Below are 19218 nucleotides of genomic sequence, written 5' to 3' on the forward strand. Positions count from 1 at the left end.
GGCTTAGAGCTCCCACTTCTTGAGCAGTAGCGTAATTTGGGTGTTGTTACGCACCGCTATTAGTTTGTAGGGTAGGGTTAGTTGGTCCAATTGTTGGTGGCGCAGGTAATTTAGCGTCCAACCCTGTTGTTCCAAGCTTAGTAATAAACCGTTTTCGTTACGTTCTTCATGGTCGATGGGGCTGTGGGGGGAGGCAAGCCCGCGCACCCACCAAGTCATATCCTTAACCGGGAATGACCAGCCGAGGTTCATGGTCATTAATTCTTCCGCTGTAGAGGCGGATTGCTCGCGGCCATCGGCGTGCAGGGTAATGCCTCGGTGATTGCTTACCAGTCTGGCGCTACCCTGACCAAGGGGGCCATGAATGCGAATGGTGTAGTCTTCAAGGTTTTGCTGCCAGCTAAAATAACCACTGTGGGATTCACGGTGGTGCTTGATGGCGATTTTGCCTTCCAGCAGCCAATATTCCATAGCGGCTATATCGTTTGGCAGCAGGCGCTGGGGAGGCGTGCTTGCGCAGCTGCTCAGCAGCAGTACTAGGGCTGTGAGCAGGAGTGGGCGCATTAATTCAGCTCTACCTTCAGGCGGTCCAAGGTTTCACGGATAACACTGCTTTGAGGGGTTAGCTTTAGCCCTTGTTGCCATATTTTCCGGGCTTCGGCCTCGCCACCGGTTACCCAGAGAACCTCCCCCAGGTGTGCGGCGATTTCGTGGTCGGGCATAGCTATCATAGCCTGGCGCAGGTGTTCAAGTGCTTGGTTGTAGTTGCCCCTGCGGAATTCAATCCAGCCCATGCTATCGATGACGGCGGGATCGTCGGGGGTAAGCTTAAAAGCTTTGCTTATATAAATGTAGGCTTCATCTAAGCGCTCTGTGCGGTCGGCAAGCGTGTATCCCAGGGCGTTCAGGGCGGCGGCGTTATTGGGCGCCAGGGTTAGAATGAGTTTTAGGTCCTGTTCGGCGCCAGTAATGTAGTCTATACGGGTGTAGAGCATGGCGCGGGAGTAGAGTAGGCGCGTGCTGTCGGGAAATTCCTCGAGCCCATCGCTGAGCACGTGTCCGGCTGCTTTCATCTGCCCGGCGGTGGCCATGACATCGGATTCAAGCATGTACAAGCCTTCGCGATAGCTGCCTTGAACCTGTTCGCGCTGTTCGCGTATTAGGTTCAGCGCTTCTAGTTCTCGACCGCTGTTACCTAAAATGGCGGTTGCGTGGGACATGGCCGCGAGATAGCTGCGCCCCTCCTTTACCTGCGTGTAGTGCGTTAGCGCGGCTTCGTTCTGGTTGTTTTTCTCGTGGATCTCTCCTAGGTGGTAGTTGGCTGATGAGAGATAAAAGCCTTTTTCCACCAGGCTGCGAAAATGCGTAGCCGAGCTTTCTAAGTGGCCCAGTTCTTTTTCGACAAGAGCCAATGAGAATAGAACTTCTGTATCGTTGGGTGATTGGTTGTGCAGGGTTTGAAACTGTCGGCGGCTCTCGTTAAGGTCTGAGGCTGAAATGACGCGGGCATAACGCGCGCGCAGGGTATAGTTATCGGGATTATCAGCGACTAACTTACCCAGTTTTTGCAACGCTAGGTCCTGCTTGCCCATTTGTTGGAGAATGCTGGTCTCCTGAAACGCTGCACGAATATTGGCAGGGTCTTGCTCTAGCACGCGATTTACGATCGCTAGGGCTTCTTCTTTGCGGTCGGCCTGTTGCAGTAATACGCTATAGCCAAGCAGCAATTGCTGGTTCTCTGGGTGTTGCTCTAAAAGTTGTTGGTAGCTTGCGCTTAGGGTTTGGCTCGCTTGAATGTCGCCTTCGGAGGCTTTCAGGGCAATGGCATCGAAGGCGCCGGTGCCGCCCAGCGTAAGTACGCGTGATGAGAGTTTAAATGCCTCTTCTAGGCGATTCGCCTCAATGAGTTCGGCGGTGGCAATAAGCAGTGCGTCACTGTTTTTTGGTTCTAAGTCGACCCATAATTCGGACATCTCCAGAGCCGGCTGATGGGCCTGGAGTATGCGTGCTATTTGAGTGGCGCGAGCGGTAACATCGGGGTCTCGAGTGGAGATCGACTGCTGGACGTAGTTGCTCAGGGCAATGTCGTAGCGTTTGCGGTCGATCGCCATTTCCGCAACTAGCAGGGCATAAAGCGTATCGGTTTCAAAGCTGCGATCCGCCACTTTTGTCGGTTCTACCAAAGTTTCCGGCGTTGGCGCGGCAGTTTGTTCGCTAGTGCCTGTGGTAGCGCAACCCTGTAGGGCAAGGCCAATAACAAGCAGGCTGCCGAGAAGTCGTCCCAGCGGCGCTGGTGTGAATGTGGTGCGTAATACTGGAATTATCATAATATATGTACTGCTGAGCTTCCTGGATTTGGTCCGTTTGCGGGGCCTGGTTTCAACCAGTCTTTTCAAATAGACTCCCCGTTTGCAGTTAGGTTTCGCCGGGACGTACCGGTCAGTATAACAAGCCTGAAGGGGTTATGGCGTAACTCGATTTTAAGCGATTCTGCTTATTCCTTGCCTTATCGGATCGCAACACAGAAAATGGTCGGCTTTTCTCATTCCTTAATTCCGTATGACGCTTCTTGCACTGGGCATTAATCACAATACCGCGAGTCTTGATATTCGTGAGAAAGTGGCCTTTACCCCCGCTCAGGCGGAAGAGGCGCTGAAGGGCGCCCTCGCCTGCGACTTAGCCAGTGAGGTGGCTATACTATCGACGTGTAATCGCACAGAAATATACTGCCAAACGAACGGTGATGTCGACGCGATTCTAGCCTGGCTAGCGGAAATCAAAAACGCTGATACTCAGGCTTTGAAGGGCTGTCATTACGTTTATGCAGGCCAGGAAGCGGCGCGTCATATGATGAGCGTTGCCGCCGGGCTCGACTCTTTGGTGCTTGGGGAGCCGCAAATATTGGGGCAAATGAAATCCTGCTATGCAGTATCCCGCGAAGCTGGGGTGCTGGGCAGTTGTTTACACGATGTTTTTCAGCGCGTATTTGCGATTGCCAAGCGCGTGCGTTCAGACACTGCCATTGGCGAAAACCCCGTATCTGTGGCCTATGCAGCGGTAACGCTGGCGCAGCAAATTTTTTCTGACCTGAAGCAGGATACGGCTTTACTTATTGGCGCCGGTGAAACCATTGAACTGGTGGCAAGGCATCTTAAAAACCAGAATATTCATCAGCTGATTATTGCCAACCGAACACTCGAAAATGCCCGTCACGTCGCTGAAGAGTTAGGTGCAGAGGCCATTTTACTGGCCGACATCCCCGAGTACCTGCCCCGGGCTGACATCGTGATATCATCCACCGCCAGTCAATTGCCGCTTTTGGGTAAGGGGGCGGTCGAAGCGGCGTTGCGCGCACGTAAGCACAAGCCGATGTTTATGGTCGATATCGCTGTTCCTCGTGATATTGAGACCCAGGTTGGCGAGCTAGCCGACGTATACCTTTATACCGTTGACGACCTAAAAGAGGTTATTGACGAAAACCGAAAATCCCGAGAACAAGCAGCGGAAATCGCCCGGGATATTATTCAGGAAGGTGTTGACCGTTTCGGGCACGACCAACGGGCGCAGTCGGCAGTGAACGTTGTTAAGCGCTTTCGGCAGCAAACCGATGCGTTGCGTGAACAGGAATTACAGAAAAGCCTCAAGGCTCTTGAGGCCGGTGCAGACCCCGCCGAAGTCATGAATAATCTGGCCCGTAATCTCACCAACAAATTTTTACATCAGCCCACTTCTGAGCTAAAGCGCGCGAGTGCCAATGGCAAACAGCAGTTGTTGTCTGATTTCGAGCAGTTATTCGGTTTACTGGATGACTGATAGTTAGATTGAGTGAACAAGCACTAGTGAATTAAGCAATACATGAAAGATTCAATAAAAGAAAAACTGGAACACCTAGTAGAGCGTTACGATGAAGTTGGCGTGCTGTTGGGCGACGCCGAGATTATTTCAAACCAGGATAAATTCCGGGATCTGGGAAGAGAGTATGCCGAACTAGAACCGGTGGTGCAGTGTTTTCAGGCGTATTGCACGGTACGCGATAACGTGGAGGAAGCGCGGCTGTTGATGGCAGACGGCGATGCTGATATGCGCGAAATGGCTGAGGAAGAGTTCAAAGCTAATCAGTCGCAAATTGAGCCGTTGGAGCTGGCGCTGCAAAAATTATTATTGCCAAAAGACCCCAACGACGGAAAAAATGTGTTTCTTGAAATACGTGCAGGAACCGGTGGAGACGAAGCTGCTATTTTCTCCGGTGACCTGTTTCGCATGTACTCACGCTTTGCTGAAAACCGCGGTTGGCGAATTGAAATTGTGAGTGAAAACACCGGTGACCATGGCGGCTATAAAGAAATTATTACCCGTGTAGTGGGGCAGGGTGTTTATTCCCAGATGAAGTTTGAATCTGGTGCTCATCGCGTTCAGCGAGTGCCCGAAACTGAATCTCAGGGGCGTATTCATACTTCAGCTTGTACGGTTGCGATTATGCCTGAGGCCGACGAAGCGGACGAAGTGGATATCAACAAAGGCGATTTACGTATCGATACCTTTCGCGCATCCGGCGCGGGCGGGCAACACGTTAACAAAACTGATTCAGCTATTCGTATTACGCATATTCCTACCGGTGTTGTGGTTGAATGCCAAGACGAAAGATCCCAGCACAAGAACAAAGCCAAGGCCATGTCGTTATTAGCCGCACGTTTAAACAATGCTCAGCAGGAGCAGGCGGCGGCGGAGCAAGCCAGTGAGCGCAAAAGTTTAGTGGGCAGTGGTGATCGTTCGGAGCGTATTCGCACCTATAATTACCCTCAGGGACGCGTAACGGATCACCGCATTAATCTTACCCTTTATAAACTCGATGAAATTATGGAAGGTGGTTTGGGCGATGTGGTACAGCCATTGGTTAACGAGCATCAGGCCGACCAGTTGGCGGCTTTGAGTAACTGATTATAACAGGCCTATGCGAATAACCGTTGCTGATTGTCTTAGGCGCGCGAGCGAATTGGAGTCGATCAGTGACAGTGCTCGTTTAGATGTCGAATTACTGTTGGGGCATGTTCTCGAAAAAAATCGAACATGGCTTTTTACCTGGCCGGAAAAACTTGTTGCCGAGGATGCCCACTCAACATTTTTAACATTATTGAAGCGAAGAGTGCAGGGCGAGCCCATTGCGCATATTCTTGGCGAGCGAGAATTCTGGTCGCTCCCTCTGTATGTGGATTCCTCAACGCTTATTCCCCGGCCCGATACCGAAGCGCTAGTAGAAACGGCCATAGCGCTAACAACTTCACCTGATAACATTCTTGATTTGGGTACCGGTACCGGTGCTATCGCTTTGGCCTTAGCGAGTGAATTTCCGAACGCCAACGTTGTGGCTGTGGATAAATCACCACAGGCTGTCGCGCTTGCGCAACGAAACCTGCAGCGCCTGCAGTTTAATCATGTCACTATTTTGGAGAGTGACTGGTTTGCAGCGCTGAAAAAACAGCGGTTCGACGTTATTGTGAGTAACCCACCCTATATTGACGAGCATGACCCACACCTAGCACAGGGTGATGTTCGTTTTGAGCCGGTCAGTGCGTTGATTGCCGGTGAAGCGGGGCTGGCGGATATTCGCTTCATTATTGAGTCGGCACAAAAACACCTTTCCCTAGGCGGTGTGCTTTTGTTGGAGCATGGTTGGCGGCAGGCGCAAGCGGTGCAGCGTCTGTTTGAACAAAATGGCTACACAAAGATTGAAACACGAAAAGATATAGGCGGTAATGACCGCGTAACCTTGGGTTGGAAGCCACAATGAACGACGAGCAACTGCTGCGCTATAGCCGCCAAATTTTATTGCCACAAATTGATGTGCAGGGGCAGGAAAAAATACTGGCTGCACGGGTGCTGCTCATTGGTATGGGTGGCCTTGGCTCGCCTGCGGCCATGTATCTGGCGGCGGCTGGGGTAGGCGAGTTGGTGCTGGTCGATGATGACTGTGTTGATGAAACAAACCTGCAGCGACAAATCGTTTACACGGAAAAGCATGTGGGGGAATTAAAGGTAGAGTCTGCAAAGCAAACGTTGCAGTCAATAAACACCGCCATAAAAATTGTTACTTTTGCACAGCGTTTAGATGTCGAGACTATGGCTGAGCAGGTTGCGCAGGCCGACGTTGTGTTGGATTGCTCGGATAATCTCGAAACCCGTCAGCGGGTAAATCGCATTTGTTTTGAAAGAAAAAAACCGCTGGTAAGTGGTGCGGCTATTCGAATGGAAGGGCAGTTGGTGGTGTTTGATTTTCGTGATGATACAACCCCCTGTTATCAGTGTTTATATGCCGTAACCGGAGAAGAGCCGTTAAGTTGTTCTCAAAGTGGCATTCTAGGGCCGGTGGTCGGTATTGTGGGTACACATCAAGCATTAGAGGCGTTAAAGATTATTTCCGGAGTGAGTGCTTTTGCCCGAGGGCGGTTAGGGATTTTTGACGGGGTGAACGGCGAGTGGCGATATTTGAATTTTGCTAAAGATTTAGGGTGTGCTTGTTGTGGTTCGTAGGTTTTTTTGTGGAGGGTTTACACCGCTGTTTTATGTGAACGTTTATGTGGGCGCCTAATTAAAAAATAATGGCTGGCCAATAAGAAAAAGCCCAGACTGAATTCAGTCTGGGCTTTTTCTTTAAGTGCTTATTACCGGTGCGCTCTAATTAAAAACGGTAAGCGGCTTCCAGCGCAATTGTCCTTGGTCGCCTAACAAAACTGTAATGCGTGTTGGTGTTAAACTGAGAGTCGGATAGCGGCGCATTACCGGTATAGCTGACAATTGTTTCATTCAACAGGTTTTTGCCCAGTACCGCCACACTCCAGTTGGCGGCATCTATTCCCAAGCGCAGGCCAAGCATGTTGTAGCCTTCAATTTCACCCATTGGGTCTAGGTTTACATGAACCTGTTGGCCGTCAACATACTGCCAATCTAGAATAGACACCCAGTTCAGTTGGTTGGTGAGCGGCCGGTAGTAATCCAGTGACAGGTTGAGTGTGAGTTTCGGCGTATAAACACCGCGCTTACCGGTGTAATCACAGGTATCAATAGTGCCATTGCCGTCTAGATCTACACCATCTTTCTCTTGGCCCGCATAACAGTTGCCGTTTTTGAAGTCTTTGTATTCAAAATCGAGGTACGACATACCGTATTGAACTGTCAGTTCGTCTAGTAGCAGTATACGGCCATCGACTTCCAGCCCCTGCACAATAGTTTCTTTGGCGTTACCCACATTAAACCCTACACCACCATCGAACTGACTTATTTGTAAGTCGTCATAGAGTGTGCGGTAAAGAGAGAAATTTAATTCTGCCCGGCCATCCCATAGGGTGTTTTTCATGCCTATTTCCATGGCGGTGGCTGTTTCTTCTTCAAATTCATAATGTAGCAATGGGTTGCTTTCGGTCTCCGCAGGTGGCGGGAAATCATCTGTTCCGCGGACATAATCTACCGCACGGTAATCAAACGAGCCGACATTATTTGAGCGCGGGTCGAAACCGCCCGCTTTGAATCCGGTGGTGAAAGCCGCGTAGGCCATCATGTCGCCATTAATATCGAATTCTACGTTTAGCAATGGTGTAAAGGCGGATTCACTACGGCTGCCTTCCACGTTATAGCCGCTGTGCAGTATGGGGTCGCCGCTGTCGGGGAAAATGGTCCCCTGCTGATTCTCTGCCAGGAAGGCGCCCATATAGGTAATACCCACCAGTGGGTCAACCAGCGGCTGGCCGGTTTCGAGAGTGAGCAGGTCCAAAATCTTGCTGGCGTCTTTGGTTTCTTCGGTATAGCGCGCTCCCAGCGTTATGTGCCAAGCGTCGGAGGCATTCCAAGTCACGCGGCCGAATGCAGCCCAGGAGCTGGATGTTTGGTCGAAGTCTCGGCGTAGGCCTGTACCGGCCATCACCGGGTAAAAGTTTGTCAGCAGGTTGGTTTCAGAAATATTAATTTGATCGCTGAAGGTCTGCTCGTAACTTTGATAAAAGGCGCCCGCCAGCCATTCGAAGGTCTCGCCCTGTGGTGAGGCGAGGCGAAATTCTTGGCTGAATTGTTGGTAATCTTCGGCTAAGTCGAGGTTAAGAATTTCAGCGGCGACAAAATCACAGTCACACAGCTCGTCATAATTGAATTCAAGCCAGCCGGTAATGGCGGTGAGCGTGTTGTCCCCCAGTGCGTAATCGGCCTTAAAGGTTAAATTGTTGATTTCGTTTTGACTGAACTCTTCTTGGTCGGTTTGGCGCACATTGTTTAGCTCGGCTTCGAAGCCGGGTTGGTTGAGAATGTTCAAGAACTGGTTGTAGGTTGGGGCACCCTCGTTGAGCGCAACATCGTGGGTGATTTCTATTGCGCGACCAATGGTATCGAATTTACTTTGCTCGGCTTTCAGGTATAAATCGAGGTTGTCGGTTGCCTGCCAGGTTAAGCTGAGGCGGGCGCCTGTTTCCTCGCGTTGAGGGTGATCAACGTTTAGATATGAGTTGTAGGAATAGCCGTCGTCGGTTAGCTGGCGCACGGCCAGCCGGGCTTGCAGGGTTTCTGTCAGCGGCCCAGAAATCACACCGTTAATTTCGGTGGTATTGAACTCGGTTTCCTGAGAAATGGACACTTTACCTTCCAGTTCGTCGGTAGGCGCTGCCGTAGTTAGGTTAAGCGCGCCGGCGATGCTGTTTTTTCCAAAGAGCGTACTTTGTGGGCCTCGAAGTAATTCGGCCCGCTGCATATCCATAAGCGGAGCACGGAACAGCTGCGCGCGGCCGTAGTATATGCCGTCGATATACATGCCGACCGACTGCTCAAAGCCCTGGCTGTTATCGGAGCCGATACCGCGCACTCGCACCTGAGTACTGAAACCAGTTTCAGTAAAATGAAGGTTGGGCAGGTGCACCGTGAGATCGCCTAGGTTTTCAATGCCGGCAGACTCCAGTTTCTCGCCACTGATGGTGGCGACCGATAGGGGCACTTCTTGCAAGCTTTCAGTGCGTTTCTGCGAGGTTACGATCAGCTCCTCAAGGCGCGGTGAATCCTGCGCAGAAGTAGAGAAGGCGATGGACGTTGCAATGAGGCCGAGAGCAACGGCTAGTGGTTGACGAGTGAAACCTTTGTTTCGGCGAGGTGAGTGGCGCATGTTGCCTCCGAAATATTATTATCGTTTTGAGTAATCTTTGGAGTATAGGGTAAACCGATACCTAAAATGTACCCCATAAATGCACTTAATGTGCAATCCTGACAATTTGGCTCTGGTCGGTTGACAAAAGGGGGCAAAGTGCGGGGCGACATTGCCCCGCGGAAGGTTTATACCTTGTAGTAATCGCGATACCAAGCGACAAATTTATTGATGCCGTCTTCAATGCTGGTAGCAGGTTTGAAGCCAACATCGCGCTCAAGTGAGCTGACATCAGCGCATGTCGAGGGTACATCGCCAGGCTGCATGGGCATCATGTTTTTCTCGGCCGTTTTGCCCAATGCGTTTTCGATGGCCTGTACAAAGTCCATTAACCGCACGGGTGTGTTGTTGCCAATGTTGTATACCTTGTATGGGCAGTAGCTGGAGGATGGGTCTGGCTGGTGGCCATCCCATTGCTCACTGGCGGCTGGAATTTTATCGGTAACGCGTATTACACCCTCAACAATATCGTCGATATAAGTGAAGTCGCGCTCCATATCACCATTATTGAAGATGTTAATCGGTTGGCCTTCAACAATGCCCTTGGTAAACAGTATGGGCGCCATATCTGGGCGACCCCAGGGACCGTACACCGTAAAGAATCGCAGGCCTGTGGTGGGTAGCTTGTAGAGGCTGCTGTAGGCATGCGCCATTAATTCGTTAGATTTTTTACTGGCGGCATAAAGTGAAACGGGGTGGTCTACATTATGGGTTTCAGAAAAAGGTTGCTCTTTATTGGCACCGAATACAGAGCTCGACGAAGCGTACACTAAATGCGGTACTTTACTGTGGCGACAGCCTTCAAGAATATTCAGAAAGCCCACGATGTTAGAATCGATATAAGCGTGCGGATTTTCGATGGAATAGCGCACACCGGCTTGAGCGGCGAGGTTAACAACGCGATCGAACTGATTGTTTTGAAACAGCGCTTCCATGCCTGCGCGATCCGCTAGGTCCAGTTTGTGAAATTCAAATTGGTCGTACTTCTTTAGCCGTTCAAGGCGCGATTCTTTCAGTGTAACGGCGTAGTAGTCGTTCATGTTGTCTATACCAACAACATGATCGCCGCGTTTTAAAAAGGCCTCGCTTAGTGCCTGACCAATAAAGCCGGCAGCACCGGTAACTAAAATTTTCATAGGGTTTTTTCAGACGCTTGTTTGAGTGATGAGTTTTGTTTGTTGCCGTGTAAACGGGGCGCTATTAAAGCCGCCACAAAGGAATACCCGCATCCGCGAATGCTTCTCGGTCCAGCATGCATTTCACATCAAATACACCAGCATCCTCATTCAGGTAGGAGCGTATGGTGTCGAGTGAAAGGCTTTTATACTGGCTGTGGGCAACGGTAAACAGCAAAGCATCAATATTAGTTATGGCGTCATCGTTTACCAGGGTTACACCGTATTCGTGATGCGCTTCTGTACCGTCGGCCATAGGGTCGTGTACTAGCAGCTCAACGCCGTAGTCCTGAAAGGCTTTAATCACATCAATAACTTTGGAGTTGCGCAGGTCGGGGCAATCTTCTTTGAATGTCAGCCCCATAATGGCAACGCGTGCGCCCTTGACTACTTTACCGGCTTTAATTAGGTGCTTAATGGCCTGTGAGGCAATAAATTCGCCCATGCCATCGTTAATCATACGGCCGGCAAGTATCACATCGGGGTGGTAACCCATTTTTTCGGCTTTATGGGTGAGGTAGTAGGGGTCAACACCAATACAGTGGCCGCCGACGAGGCCGGGGCGAAAGGGGAGGAAATTCCACTTGGTACCGGCGGCTTCGAGTACGTCTAGAGTGTCGATATCTAGGCGGTTAAAAATCAGCGCCAATTCATTCATTAGTGCAATATTAAGGTCGCGCTGGGTGTTCTCTATCACCTTTGCGGCCTCGGCCACCTTAATGGACGACGCTTTGAATACACCGGCGGTGACGACACTGGAATAGACTGCCGCGACAATATCCAGAACCTCAGGTGTCTGCCCAGACACGATTTTGGTGATATTGGTAAAGGTATGTTCTTTATCGCCGGGGTTAATGCGTTCGGGCGAGTAGCCAACAAAGAAGTCTTGGCCGCAGGTTAAGCCTGAGAGGCCTTCAAGAATGGGCACGCAATCTTCCTCGGTGGCACCGGGGTACACCGTGGACTCGTAGACGACGATGTCGCCTTTTTTCAGGTGTGGGCCAACGGTTTTGGAGGCGCCGATCAGTGGGCTCAGGTCGGGCTGGCGAGAGTCGTTAATGGGTGTGGGCACCGCAATGATATGAAAGTCGGCTTTGGCAAGGTCGCTGGGGGTGGCGGTAAAGTAAATATCGGCGTTGCCCAGATCTTCTGGCTCCACTTCCAGCGTACGGTCTTCGCCGTTTTTTAACTCCGCTATGCGCTCGACGTTAATATCAAAACCAATGGTTTGTTGTTGTTTGCCGAAAGCAACGGCAACGGGGAGGCCTACGTAGCCCAAGCCGATGACAGAAATTTTACGATCATGCATGGAGGGGTTCTCTTACCTGAGTTGTAATTATTTGACTGATAGGGGCCTTTTATCGGCACTTAAATCTGTGGCGCATAATAACAGTCGCAAGTGGGCAGTCCAACGGCATAAACCAAATAACTTGCAGATGCTGGCTCGACTGTGTACAAAGCCTACCTCCCTTCGAAAAACTGGATAATTCCTGCCCAATGACAGACGCACCGAATAGCAACCCTCAAACCCTTGACCCAAAGTCTTCTGCTATACAGGAAGAGCGCGACATCACCGGGAGTAAACCCATAGATAATACCGAAGAAAAACTACCTTTCGAAGCGCTGGAACTCACCGAGCCGGTGGCCAAAGCGCTGAAAGACATGGGCTTTAGTTACTGCTCGCCGATTCAGGCAAAATCTTTACCTTATAGTTTGAGCGGGCACGATGTGCTGGGTAAAGCGCAAACCGGAACCGGCAAAACCGCAGCCTTTCTTGTTGCTGCATTCGAAGACCTGTTGCGTCAGCCACCACCAGAGGAGCGTTTCGCTGGGGAGGCGCGGGCACTGATAATCGCGCCCACTCGTGAACTCGTCATGCAAATTGCCAAAGACGCCAAAGCCATTGGTAAATATACCGATCTTAAAGTCCATACCTTGGTGGGCGGCATGGACTTTAATAAACAGCTCAATGCCTTGCATTCTCAGCATGTCGACATTCTCGTGGCGACACCGGGGCGCTTGTTGGACATGTGTGAACGGCGGGAGGTATATCTTGATCAAGCCGAAGTGTTGGTTATTGACGAGGCCGATCGCATGCTGGATATGGGCTTCATTCCTCAGGTTAAACGCATTGTGCGTATGACGCCGCAAAAGACGCATCGGCAAACGATGCTGTTTTCGGCCACCTTCTCGAACGATGTTTTACGCTTGTCTGAGCAGTGGATGCACGAGCCGGTAACCGTAGAAATCGAGCCAGAATCAGTAGCAACCGACACCGTGGAGCAGCTTGTCTATCTTGTCTCCAGTGACGAAAAGCTGCCGTTGTTAGTTAACCTCATCCATCAGCCGGATGTAAAAAACCTTATGGTATTTGCTAACCGTCGCGATGAGTGTCGCCGGTTACACGAAAAACTGCGCAACAAGGGGTTTAGGGTTGGCTTGTTATCGGGTGAGATACCCCAGGGGAAACGCTTGAAAACCCTAGAAGATTTCAAAGCCGGTAGGCTGCAAGCGCTAATCGCAACCGACGTGGCCGGCCGAGGTATTCATATCGACGGTGTTAGCCACGTGGTGAATTACATGCTACCGGAAGAGCCTGAAGATTATGTTCACCGCATTGGGCGCACCGGGCGTGCAGGTAATAGCGGCAAGTCCATCAGCTTTGCCTGTGAAAACGATGCCTTTCGCTTGCCCGCTATTGAAGAGTTACTGGGGCGTAAGCTTGTCTGTGAGCAACCCCCGGAGCACCTGCTTGGCTAGGGCCTGACAATTCTGTTCAATTATGGCGCGCTGATCTGTTTACCGCTATGCTCTTCATGGAAACACTGCGAAAAGAGCTTCTATGAAAAGCATTCTTGTAGTTGAAGACAGTGCAATTGTGATGAAGGTGTTGCGCCACGTTTTGGCGCGTAGCAGCCTTATACACCCTGTTTATGCCAGTAGCCTGCATGAGGCAAAAGCCTTGGTGGAAAGCGGTGACTACGCTTTCTTTGCTGCGCTGGTCGATCTTACCCTTCCCGATGCCCCCAACGGTGAAGTTGTTGATTACACTTTGGCGTTAAAACTGCCTACCGTGGTACTTACCGGTAGTTTCGATGCGGAGCGTCGCGAAGTGCTACTTGCCAAGGGCATAGTCGATTATGTGACCAAAGAGGGCCGGTTTTCTTACCAGTATGCTTTGGGTGTACTCCACCGGCTCATTAAAAATCAGACGATTAAGGTTTTAATCGTTGATGACTCCAGTACGCAGCGAAATTTTATTGTCAATTTACTGCGCCTTCATCTCTATCAGGTTGTTGAGGCCTCTGATGGCGTAGACGCCATTAAAGCACTACTTGCCCACCCCGATATCAAAGTATTGATTACCGATTACAACATGCCGCGCATGGACGGTTGTGAACTGGTAAAAACAATACGTGCAAAATATGAAAAAACCGACCTAATTATTATTGGTTTGTCTTCGGATAGCGAAAGTGCGCTCTCTGCACGCTTCATTAAAAACGGCGCTAATGATTTTTTACGTAAACCCTTTAACCACGAGGAGTTTTTCTGCCGTATTTCCCACAACGTAGAGTTTGTGGAGTTAATCGAGCAGGTGCGGGATACTGCGAATCGCGACGAACTTACGGGGTGTTATAACCGAAAATACTTCTTCGAACAGGGCGCTAATTTTCGTGATAGGGCAGTACAAAAGGGTGGCCCTTTATCGGTGGTGGTTATTGACCTTGATCGCTTTAAGCAGATTAATGACAAATATGGCCATGAAATTGGTAATTTTGTTATGCAACGGGTGGCTGAGGGCTTAAGAAAAACGTTTGATCGCTTCCTACTGGCTCGGGCGGGCGGCGCCGAATTTTTTGCGTTGCTGCCGGGTTTACCCAATGAAAAGGCGGTGGAGTTTGTTGATCGAGTACGTGAGCTTATAGCCGCCGATAGACAGATTGTGGGTCAAGATGAAACCAGCATCAGTTTTAGTGCCGGCGTTACCAGCTTGTTGGGTGAAAGCATCGACGATATGCTGTATTCGGCGGGATTGTGCTTACATAGGGCCAAGGACGCGGGCGGTGACCTGGTATTTGGCGATGATGACTCTGACCTTTAAGGGAGCTCTTTAGTTGACCCTGCCACCCCCCTTTTCCCAGTAGAATTATACAATAAATGTGTGGATGCCAAGCTGTTGTGCTCTCGGGCCAATCTACGACCTCTAAATTGTTAAATCTTCCTGTTTAAATAATGATCACTATGCGCTTACTTTTACTTCTTCCTTTGTTCTTTGTTCTTTTTTCTTGCAGTACTGACCATTCATCGCCGAAAGCGAGCTCTGCCAGCAGCAATAGCGTGGATACCGGCGCTTACCAAAATTTGTTTGTGGAGGCGGGTTATTCGGCTGATCAGGTAGCCAAACGCTTAGAGCAGAACTTTCAGCAATTATTTTATGGCGAGCCAGAAAATCAGGCAGTTTACTTTCCGGCGGGCCACAATAGCAGCGGCCCATTGGCTTACATTTTCGATATAAACAGTAATGATGTGCGTTCGGAGGGTATGTCCTACGGCATGATGATTGCGGTGCAGATGGATAAAAAGGCGGAGTTCGACGCAATATGGAATTGGTCGCTCACGCATATGTATCATCACAATACCGCCCATCCGGCCAACGGGTATTTTGCTTGGTCGGTAAAAAGTACCGGTGAAAATATTGACGATATGCCGGCGCCAGATGGAGAGGAATATTTTATAACGGCACTGTACTTTGCCGCCGAGCGCTGGGGTAATGGTGAGGGAATATATCAATATTCCCGTTGGGCTGATCGCATACTAAGTGATGCCTTACACCGGGAAATAGTAACAGGCACCACTAACCGGGGTGAGATGACCGCGGGTAATCTTTTCGATAAAAGCCATAAAATGGTGCGTTTTACTCCAGACGCCGTAAACGCTAGCTACACTGACGCCTCCTACCATTTGCCCGCTTTCTATGACGTTTGGGCGAGGGTGGGGCCAGAGCAAGATCGTGACTTTTGGCGCAAAGCGGCGCAGGTCAGTCGCGATTATTTTGTTCAAACTGCCCACCCGAAAACATCATTAACGCCCGACTATGGGAATTTCGATGGCTCACCTTGGGCGGCACCCTGGCGTAAAGACTCTGTAGATTTTCGCTACGATGCTTGGCGGACGGCGATGAACTGGTCGATGGACTGGGCGTGGTGGGGGAAGGATACACGGCAGGTTGGGCTTAGTAATCGCCTGCAGGCATTTTTTGCGGCTGAAGGCATGACAACCTATGAAAGCCTATACACGCTGGAGGGAGAAAAACTGGGAGGCGGTCAAACAGCGGCCCTTGTTGCAATGAATGCCACCGCAGGCCTTGCCGCCGACCATCCGCGCAAACACGATTTTACCCGCGCGCTTTGGGCGCGTCAGCCGCCAACCGGCCATTACCGCTACTACGATGGTATGTTGTATTTAATGGCCTTTTTACATTGTAGCGGTGAGTTTAAAGCTTGGTTGCCGGGCTCAAAGTAATACGGCCGGTGCGGTTTTATTCCTGCCTTGTGGGTAACAGAGAGTGCTCTAAGAAAGATGCACCCGCTGTTTACAAAAACCATTTTCTGGCCGCTTAATTTCGGCCGTTGGTGGGTGAAATTTCGAAGCCATAGGTATAAACCGGTTTTTCTAGCCGAAATTCCGTGTGTGGCAAAGCTCCCCAGCTGGTATCACCGCCAACACCGCGTTGTGCAAGGTCGATATGCAGGGTAATGCTGTCGCGATACTGTAGTTCATGGGGGTGGCGCTGTGCTTTTTTGTCTCCGGGGTCGAGGTCTTCTGTTTTAAGCGTTAAGGCACTGAAGCTTATGGGTTGTAACCCGGTAATGGTTAAGCCTTTACCATTAGGCTTTGCCAGTGTTAACCAGCGCGTTTCCGTGCGATAGCCAAATTCCTGTGGGCGAATATAAGGCATATATTGCTCGCTTACCTTAAATGTATAGCGCCCCAAAAATGCGGCCATTTTTCTGTCTGAATAGTTTTCGAAGGGGCCTCGACCGTAGTAATGCAGGGTATCGAATGCTTTGGGAACCGTGAGTCGCATCCCCATGCGTGGCCGCTCGGGGAGATCTGCATCGTTAAGTTTCAAGGTGGCTTGTACTTGAATGGAGGCGTCTGGGTGAATGTGATAATTGGTACGGTACTCGGCTGGCAGGTTTGGCCAAGAGCTGGTTACGGATATTTGTAAGCCATTTGAATCCAGCTTCCCAACCTCTACTTTAGACAACACCATGCTTTGGTGGGCATCTCGCCAAAACCTTAGATGCTCAGGCATGCCATTGCCAAAATCATTGTCGGTGGGCGCTCGCCAAAAGTAAGGTTCAGGAAAACTGCCTAGCGTTATGTTCTTCGAGCTGTATGAAAGAAAGCGGCCTGTGCGGGTGTCAAACTGCCCAGAGGTTTTCCCCGAAGAAAAATGCAGCACGCCCTTTTCGTCGGTAACATTCAGCGTGCCTTTTGAAGCGGTCGGGGATGGCTTCCAGGGTTGAATGTGGAATTGTTCACGGGCTATTTCGTGGCCGCGGGCAAGCATTGGGGAGCCGTTTTGCACAAGCGCATACACATTCAGCAGCCATTCGCCGCCAGTTTTTGTGGTTATAGTTGACGCTATTTTTTTAGGGTCAAATAGTGGTGTTTTGTTGTTGTGACCCGCCGCAATGTCAACGTTAAGCGTGCCTTTTTTGACTGTTTTACCATTGTGTAGCAGTGCCCAGCGAAATGTATACTGATCTAAATTGGTGAAGCTGAAGCGGTTCTCAATGTTTATCGTTCCGGTGTCGAAATCGAAGTTGGAAAAGTGAAGGGGTTGGTATACGTGCTTAACTTCGTGTAATGCCGGGTGGGGTTTTCGATTGGAGGCGACAAGACCGTTGGCGTTAAAGTTTTCGTCGTGGTGCAGGTGCGAAGAACCGAGGTCACCGCCGTAGGCCCAGAAGGTGTTGCCATTTTTGTCTTGCGTTTTTAGGCCCTGGTCTACCCAGTCCCAAATAAACCCGCCTTGCATGTGCGGGCTGCTATTAATAATATCCCAAAATTTATAGAGGTTGCCGGTGCTGTTACCCATGGAGTGGGCGTATTCACACATGATCAGTGGCCGCGTTTTGTCTGTACTTTCGGCGTACTGCTGCAAATAATCTAGGCCTGGGTACATAGGCGCAACAATGTCGGTATTTCGTTCCTCATCAGCTTGTTCGAATTGCACCAGGCGGGAAGTGTCTCTGGTTTTTATCCAGTCGTAGGCGCTAAAAAAAGTCTGCCCATTTCCAGCTTCGTTACCGAGTGACCAGATGATCACGGAGGCGTGGTTTTTATCACGCTCCACTAGGCGTTTAATTCGGTCTATGTGTGCGGTATGCCATTGTGGCAAGTAGGCGGGGTGCACTGTTTTATCAAACGGACCTTGCTTGGTGGCGCCCATGCCGTGGGTTTCAATATTGGCTTCATTGACGAGGTACAGCCCATATTCGTCGGCCAGACGATAAAACTCGGGGGGGTGTGGGTAATGGCTGGTTCGCACGGCATTAATATTGTGCTGCTTCATCAGTTCGATATCACGCAACATGGTTTGCCTAGAGGGTACATGGCCAAGTTCGTCGTGATGAAGGTGTAAATTAACACCGCGTAAAACGATGGCACGGCCATTGACCAGCAGCTGCGCATTTTTCAGTTCAACGGTTCTAAACCCGATGGCTTGGTTAACCTGCATGGTAATTTTGCCACTGGCGTCTTTTAGCGTAAATACGGCGTCATATAGTCGCGGGTTTTCTGCACTCCAGGGTTGAATGTTGGCAAGCTCGGCGTTGAAGCTGAGCTGGGACGTTCCCGCAGGAATGTTTTTGCCGCTGTGCCAAAGCCGTGTGTTTTTCCCGCGCGGGAACAGGCTTAACTCTAGTCGGCCAGCGAGCCCGGTTTGGTCAAAGTCTTTTAGTGAGAAATCGGCTGTAAGCGTGCCGGATTGGTAAGTGTCGTTTAATCCTGCGCGTAAGAAGTAATCCCATACGGCCAGTTTAGGAAGGCTGTACAGAAAAACATCCTGTTCAATGCCGCTCAGTCGCCAAAAATCCTGATCTTCTAAGTAGCTGCCATCGTGCCAGCGGGTTACTTGAACCGCGAGTAAGTTTTTGCCTGGAATCAGGTGCTCAGTGATATCGAATTCGGCAGGCGACTTTGCCACTTTACTCATGCCCACTTCATTACCGTTTATAAAAACGCGGGCGTAGCCCGAAATCGAGCCAAAATGGAGCAGTACCTGGCGGTTATTCCAGTTCTCTGGAACGGTAAAGTGCTGACGATAACTACCAACCGGGTTGTATTTGTTATCGACTAGAGGTGGTTGTGCAGGGAAGGGGTATTGGATGTTGCTGTAAATAGGGGTGTCGTGGCCTTCTATCTCCCAGTTCGACGGAACGGGTATTTCCCCCCAGCTCTTATCATCAAAGCTAGGGGAGTAAAAATCACCGGGCCTAAGCGCTGGCTTTTGTACCAGGTTGAATTTCCATTGACCGTTTAGCGATTGAAAATAGGGGGACTTTTCTCGCTTATACTGTCGCGCGTTTCGGACTTTGTCATAAGGAATGAAATAGGTGTGGGGTGCTAGCTTATTACGCTCAACCTGTTCTGGGTTTTCCCATTCATTGTCTGCAGCCACGGCAAGGTGTGTGCAAGAACACAGCAGAATGACATTAGCCAATTGAAGAAATACGCGTTGAGGACAGTTCAGCGTATTGAGAAGGGCTGATGCACGTGAGACGGTGCGTGGGAGTAACGGCATAAGAATTGCTCTCTTATGATGGGGTGGCTGTACATGAATGTCTTAAGCGATATGTT

Annotated in this window: 13 protein-coding genes; 7 read left to right on the plus strand and 6 right to left on the minus strand. The window is 50.3% G+C overall.

Features of this window, described 5'->3' with window-relative positions; genetic code table 11:
* Positions 1-3 precede the first annotated feature (3 nt).
* Both lolB and H5336_RS14275 read right to left on the minus strand, forming a co-directional pair.
* Positions 4-564: a lipoprotein insertase outer membrane protein LolB gene (gene lolB, locus H5336_RS14270; RefSeq protein ID WP_185234942.1), complete on the minus strand. Its 561-nt coding sequence runs from the start codon at positions 562-564 to the stop codon at positions 4-6.
* Positions 564-2327, minus strand: a complete 1764-nt coding sequence (locus H5336_RS14275) for a tetratricopeptide repeat protein (protein WP_185234943.1) — start codon at positions 2325-2327, stop codon at positions 564-566. Before H5336_RS14275 ends, lolB begins: the two co-directional genes overlap by 1 nt.
* Positions 2328-2559: 232 nt before the next feature.
* Between H5336_RS14275 and hemA the strand changes: the two genes are divergently transcribed.
* The 4 genes from hemA to H5336_RS14295 are packed head-to-tail and all read left to right on the plus strand — an operon-like array spanning position 2560 to position 6528.
* Entirely contained in the window at positions 2560-3813 is a 1254-nt protein-coding gene (hemA, locus tag H5336_RS14280; RefSeq protein ID WP_185234944.1) for a glutamyl-tRNA reductase, read from the plus strand.
* A 42-nt stretch (positions 3814-3855) separates the two neighbouring features.
* Positions 3856-4938, plus strand: coding sequence for a peptide chain release factor 1 (gene prfA / locus H5336_RS14285; RefSeq protein WP_185234945.1), 1083 nt, complete (start codon positions 3856-3858; stop codon positions 4936-4938).
* 13 nt (positions 4939-4951) lie between these two features.
* Positions 4952-5788 carry a peptide chain release factor N(5)-glutamine methyltransferase gene (gene prmC, locus H5336_RS14290; RefSeq protein ID WP_185234946.1) on the plus strand — a complete coding sequence of 279 codons (837 nt, stop codon included), beginning with the start codon at positions 4952-4954 and terminating at the stop codon, positions 5786-5788.
* Positions 5785-6528 carry a HesA/MoeB/ThiF family protein gene (locus H5336_RS14295; protein ID WP_185234947.1) on the plus strand — a complete coding sequence of 248 codons (744 nt, stop codon included), beginning with the start codon at positions 5785-5787 and terminating at the stop codon, positions 6526-6528. The genes prmC and H5336_RS14295 overlap by 4 nt, the downstream gene beginning before the upstream one ends.
* A gap of 148 nt (positions 6529-6676) precedes the next feature.
* Here the strand turns inward: H5336_RS14295 and H5336_RS14300 are convergent, their stop codons facing one another.
* The 3 genes from H5336_RS14300 to H5336_RS14310 form a co-directional block, all read right to left on the minus strand.
* Positions 6677-9133, minus strand: a complete 2457-nt coding sequence (locus H5336_RS14300) for a TonB-dependent receptor (RefSeq protein WP_185234948.1) — start codon at positions 9131-9133, stop codon at positions 6677-6679.
* Between the two features lie 167 nt (positions 9134-9300).
* Complete coding sequence (locus tag H5336_RS14305; RefSeq protein ID WP_185234949.1) at positions 9301-10308, minus strand: NAD-dependent epimerase; 1008 nt, start codon at positions 10306-10308, stop codon at positions 9301-9303.
* Between the two features lie 64 nt (positions 10309-10372).
* The gene (locus H5336_RS14310) at positions 10373-11656 is read right to left on the minus strand and encodes a nucleotide sugar dehydrogenase (RefSeq protein ID WP_185234950.1); all 1284 of its coding nucleotides are present in this window, start codon (positions 11654-11656) and stop codon (positions 10373-10375) included.
* 188 nt (positions 11657-11844) lie between these two features.
* Here H5336_RS14310 and rhlB point away from each other — a divergent pair, with 188 nt between their 5' ends.
* From rhlB to H5336_RS14325, 3 genes are all read left to right on the plus strand, one after another.
* Positions 11845-13107, plus strand: a complete 1263-nt coding sequence (gene rhlB / locus H5336_RS14315) for an ATP-dependent RNA helicase RhlB (protein ID WP_185234951.1) — start codon at positions 11845-11847, stop codon at positions 13105-13107.
* A gap of 82 nt (positions 13108-13189) precedes the next feature.
* Complete coding sequence (locus tag H5336_RS14320; protein ID WP_185234952.1) at positions 13190-14449, plus strand: diguanylate cyclase; 1260 nt, start codon at positions 13190-13192, stop codon at positions 14447-14449.
* Between the two features lie 236 nt (positions 14450-14685).
* Positions 14686-15870, plus strand: a complete 1185-nt coding sequence (locus H5336_RS14325; RefSeq protein ID WP_313557299.1) for a family 8 glycosyl hydrolase — start codon at positions 14686-14688, stop codon at positions 15868-15870.
* Positions 15871-15964: 94 nt separating this feature from the next.
* Here the strand turns inward: H5336_RS14325 and H5336_RS14330 are convergent, their stop codons facing one another.
* Positions 15965-19162 carry a glycoside hydrolase family 2 TIM barrel-domain containing protein gene (locus H5336_RS14330; RefSeq protein ID WP_185234954.1) on the minus strand — a complete coding sequence of 1066 codons (3198 nt, stop codon included), beginning with the start codon at positions 19160-19162 and terminating at the stop codon, positions 15965-15967.
* Positions 19163-19218: the final 56 nt, after the last annotated feature.

Origin of the sequence: Teredinibacter franksiae (assembly GCF_014218805.1) — a bacterium.
GTDB classification, from domain to species: domain Bacteria; phylum Pseudomonadota; class Gammaproteobacteria; order Pseudomonadales; family Cellvibrionaceae; genus Teredinibacter; species Teredinibacter franksiae.

Bases quoted from the DNA above. Each gene is read 5' to 3' on its own strand.
- lolB (WP_185234942.1), bottom strand. From the start codon at position 564: ATGCGCCCACTCCTGCTCACAGCCCTAGTACTGCTGCTGAGCAGCTGC.
- H5336_RS14275 (WP_185234943.1), bottom strand. From the start codon at position 2,327: ATGATAATTCCAGTATTACGCACCACATTCACACCAGCGCCGCTGGGA.
- hemA (WP_185234944.1), top strand. From the start codon at position 2,560: ATGACGCTTCTTGCACTGGGCATTAATCACAATACCGCGAGTCTTGAT.
- prfA (WP_185234945.1), top strand. From the start codon at position 3,856: ATGAAAGATTCAATAAAAGAAAAACTGGAACACCTAGTAGAGCGTTAC.
- prmC (WP_185234946.1), top strand. From the start codon at position 4,952: ATGCGAATAACCGTTGCTGATTGTCTTAGGCGCGCGAGCGAATTGGAG.
- H5336_RS14295 (WP_185234947.1), top strand. From the start codon at position 5,785: ATGAACGACGAGCAACTGCTGCGCTATAGCCGCCAAATTTTATTGCCA.
- H5336_RS14300 (WP_185234948.1), bottom strand. From the start codon at position 9,133: ATGCGCCACTCACCTCGCCGAAACAAAGGTTTCACTCGTCAACCACTA.
- H5336_RS14305 (WP_185234949.1), bottom strand. From the start codon at position 10,308: ATGAAAATTTTAGTTACCGGTGCTGCCGGCTTTATTGGTCAGGCACTA.
- H5336_RS14310 (WP_185234950.1), bottom strand. From the start codon at position 11,656: ATGCATGATCGTAAAATTTCTGTCATCGGCTTGGGCTACGTAGGCCTC.
- rhlB (WP_185234951.1), top strand. From the start codon at position 11,845: ATGACAGACGCACCGAATAGCAACCCTCAAACCCTTGACCCAAAGTCT.
- H5336_RS14320 (WP_185234952.1), top strand. From the start codon at position 13,190: ATGAAAAGCATTCTTGTAGTTGAAGACAGTGCAATTGTGATGAAGGTG.
- H5336_RS14330 (WP_185234954.1), bottom strand. From the start codon at position 19,162: ATGCCGTTACTCCCACGCACCGTCTCACGTGCATCAGCCCTTCTCAAT.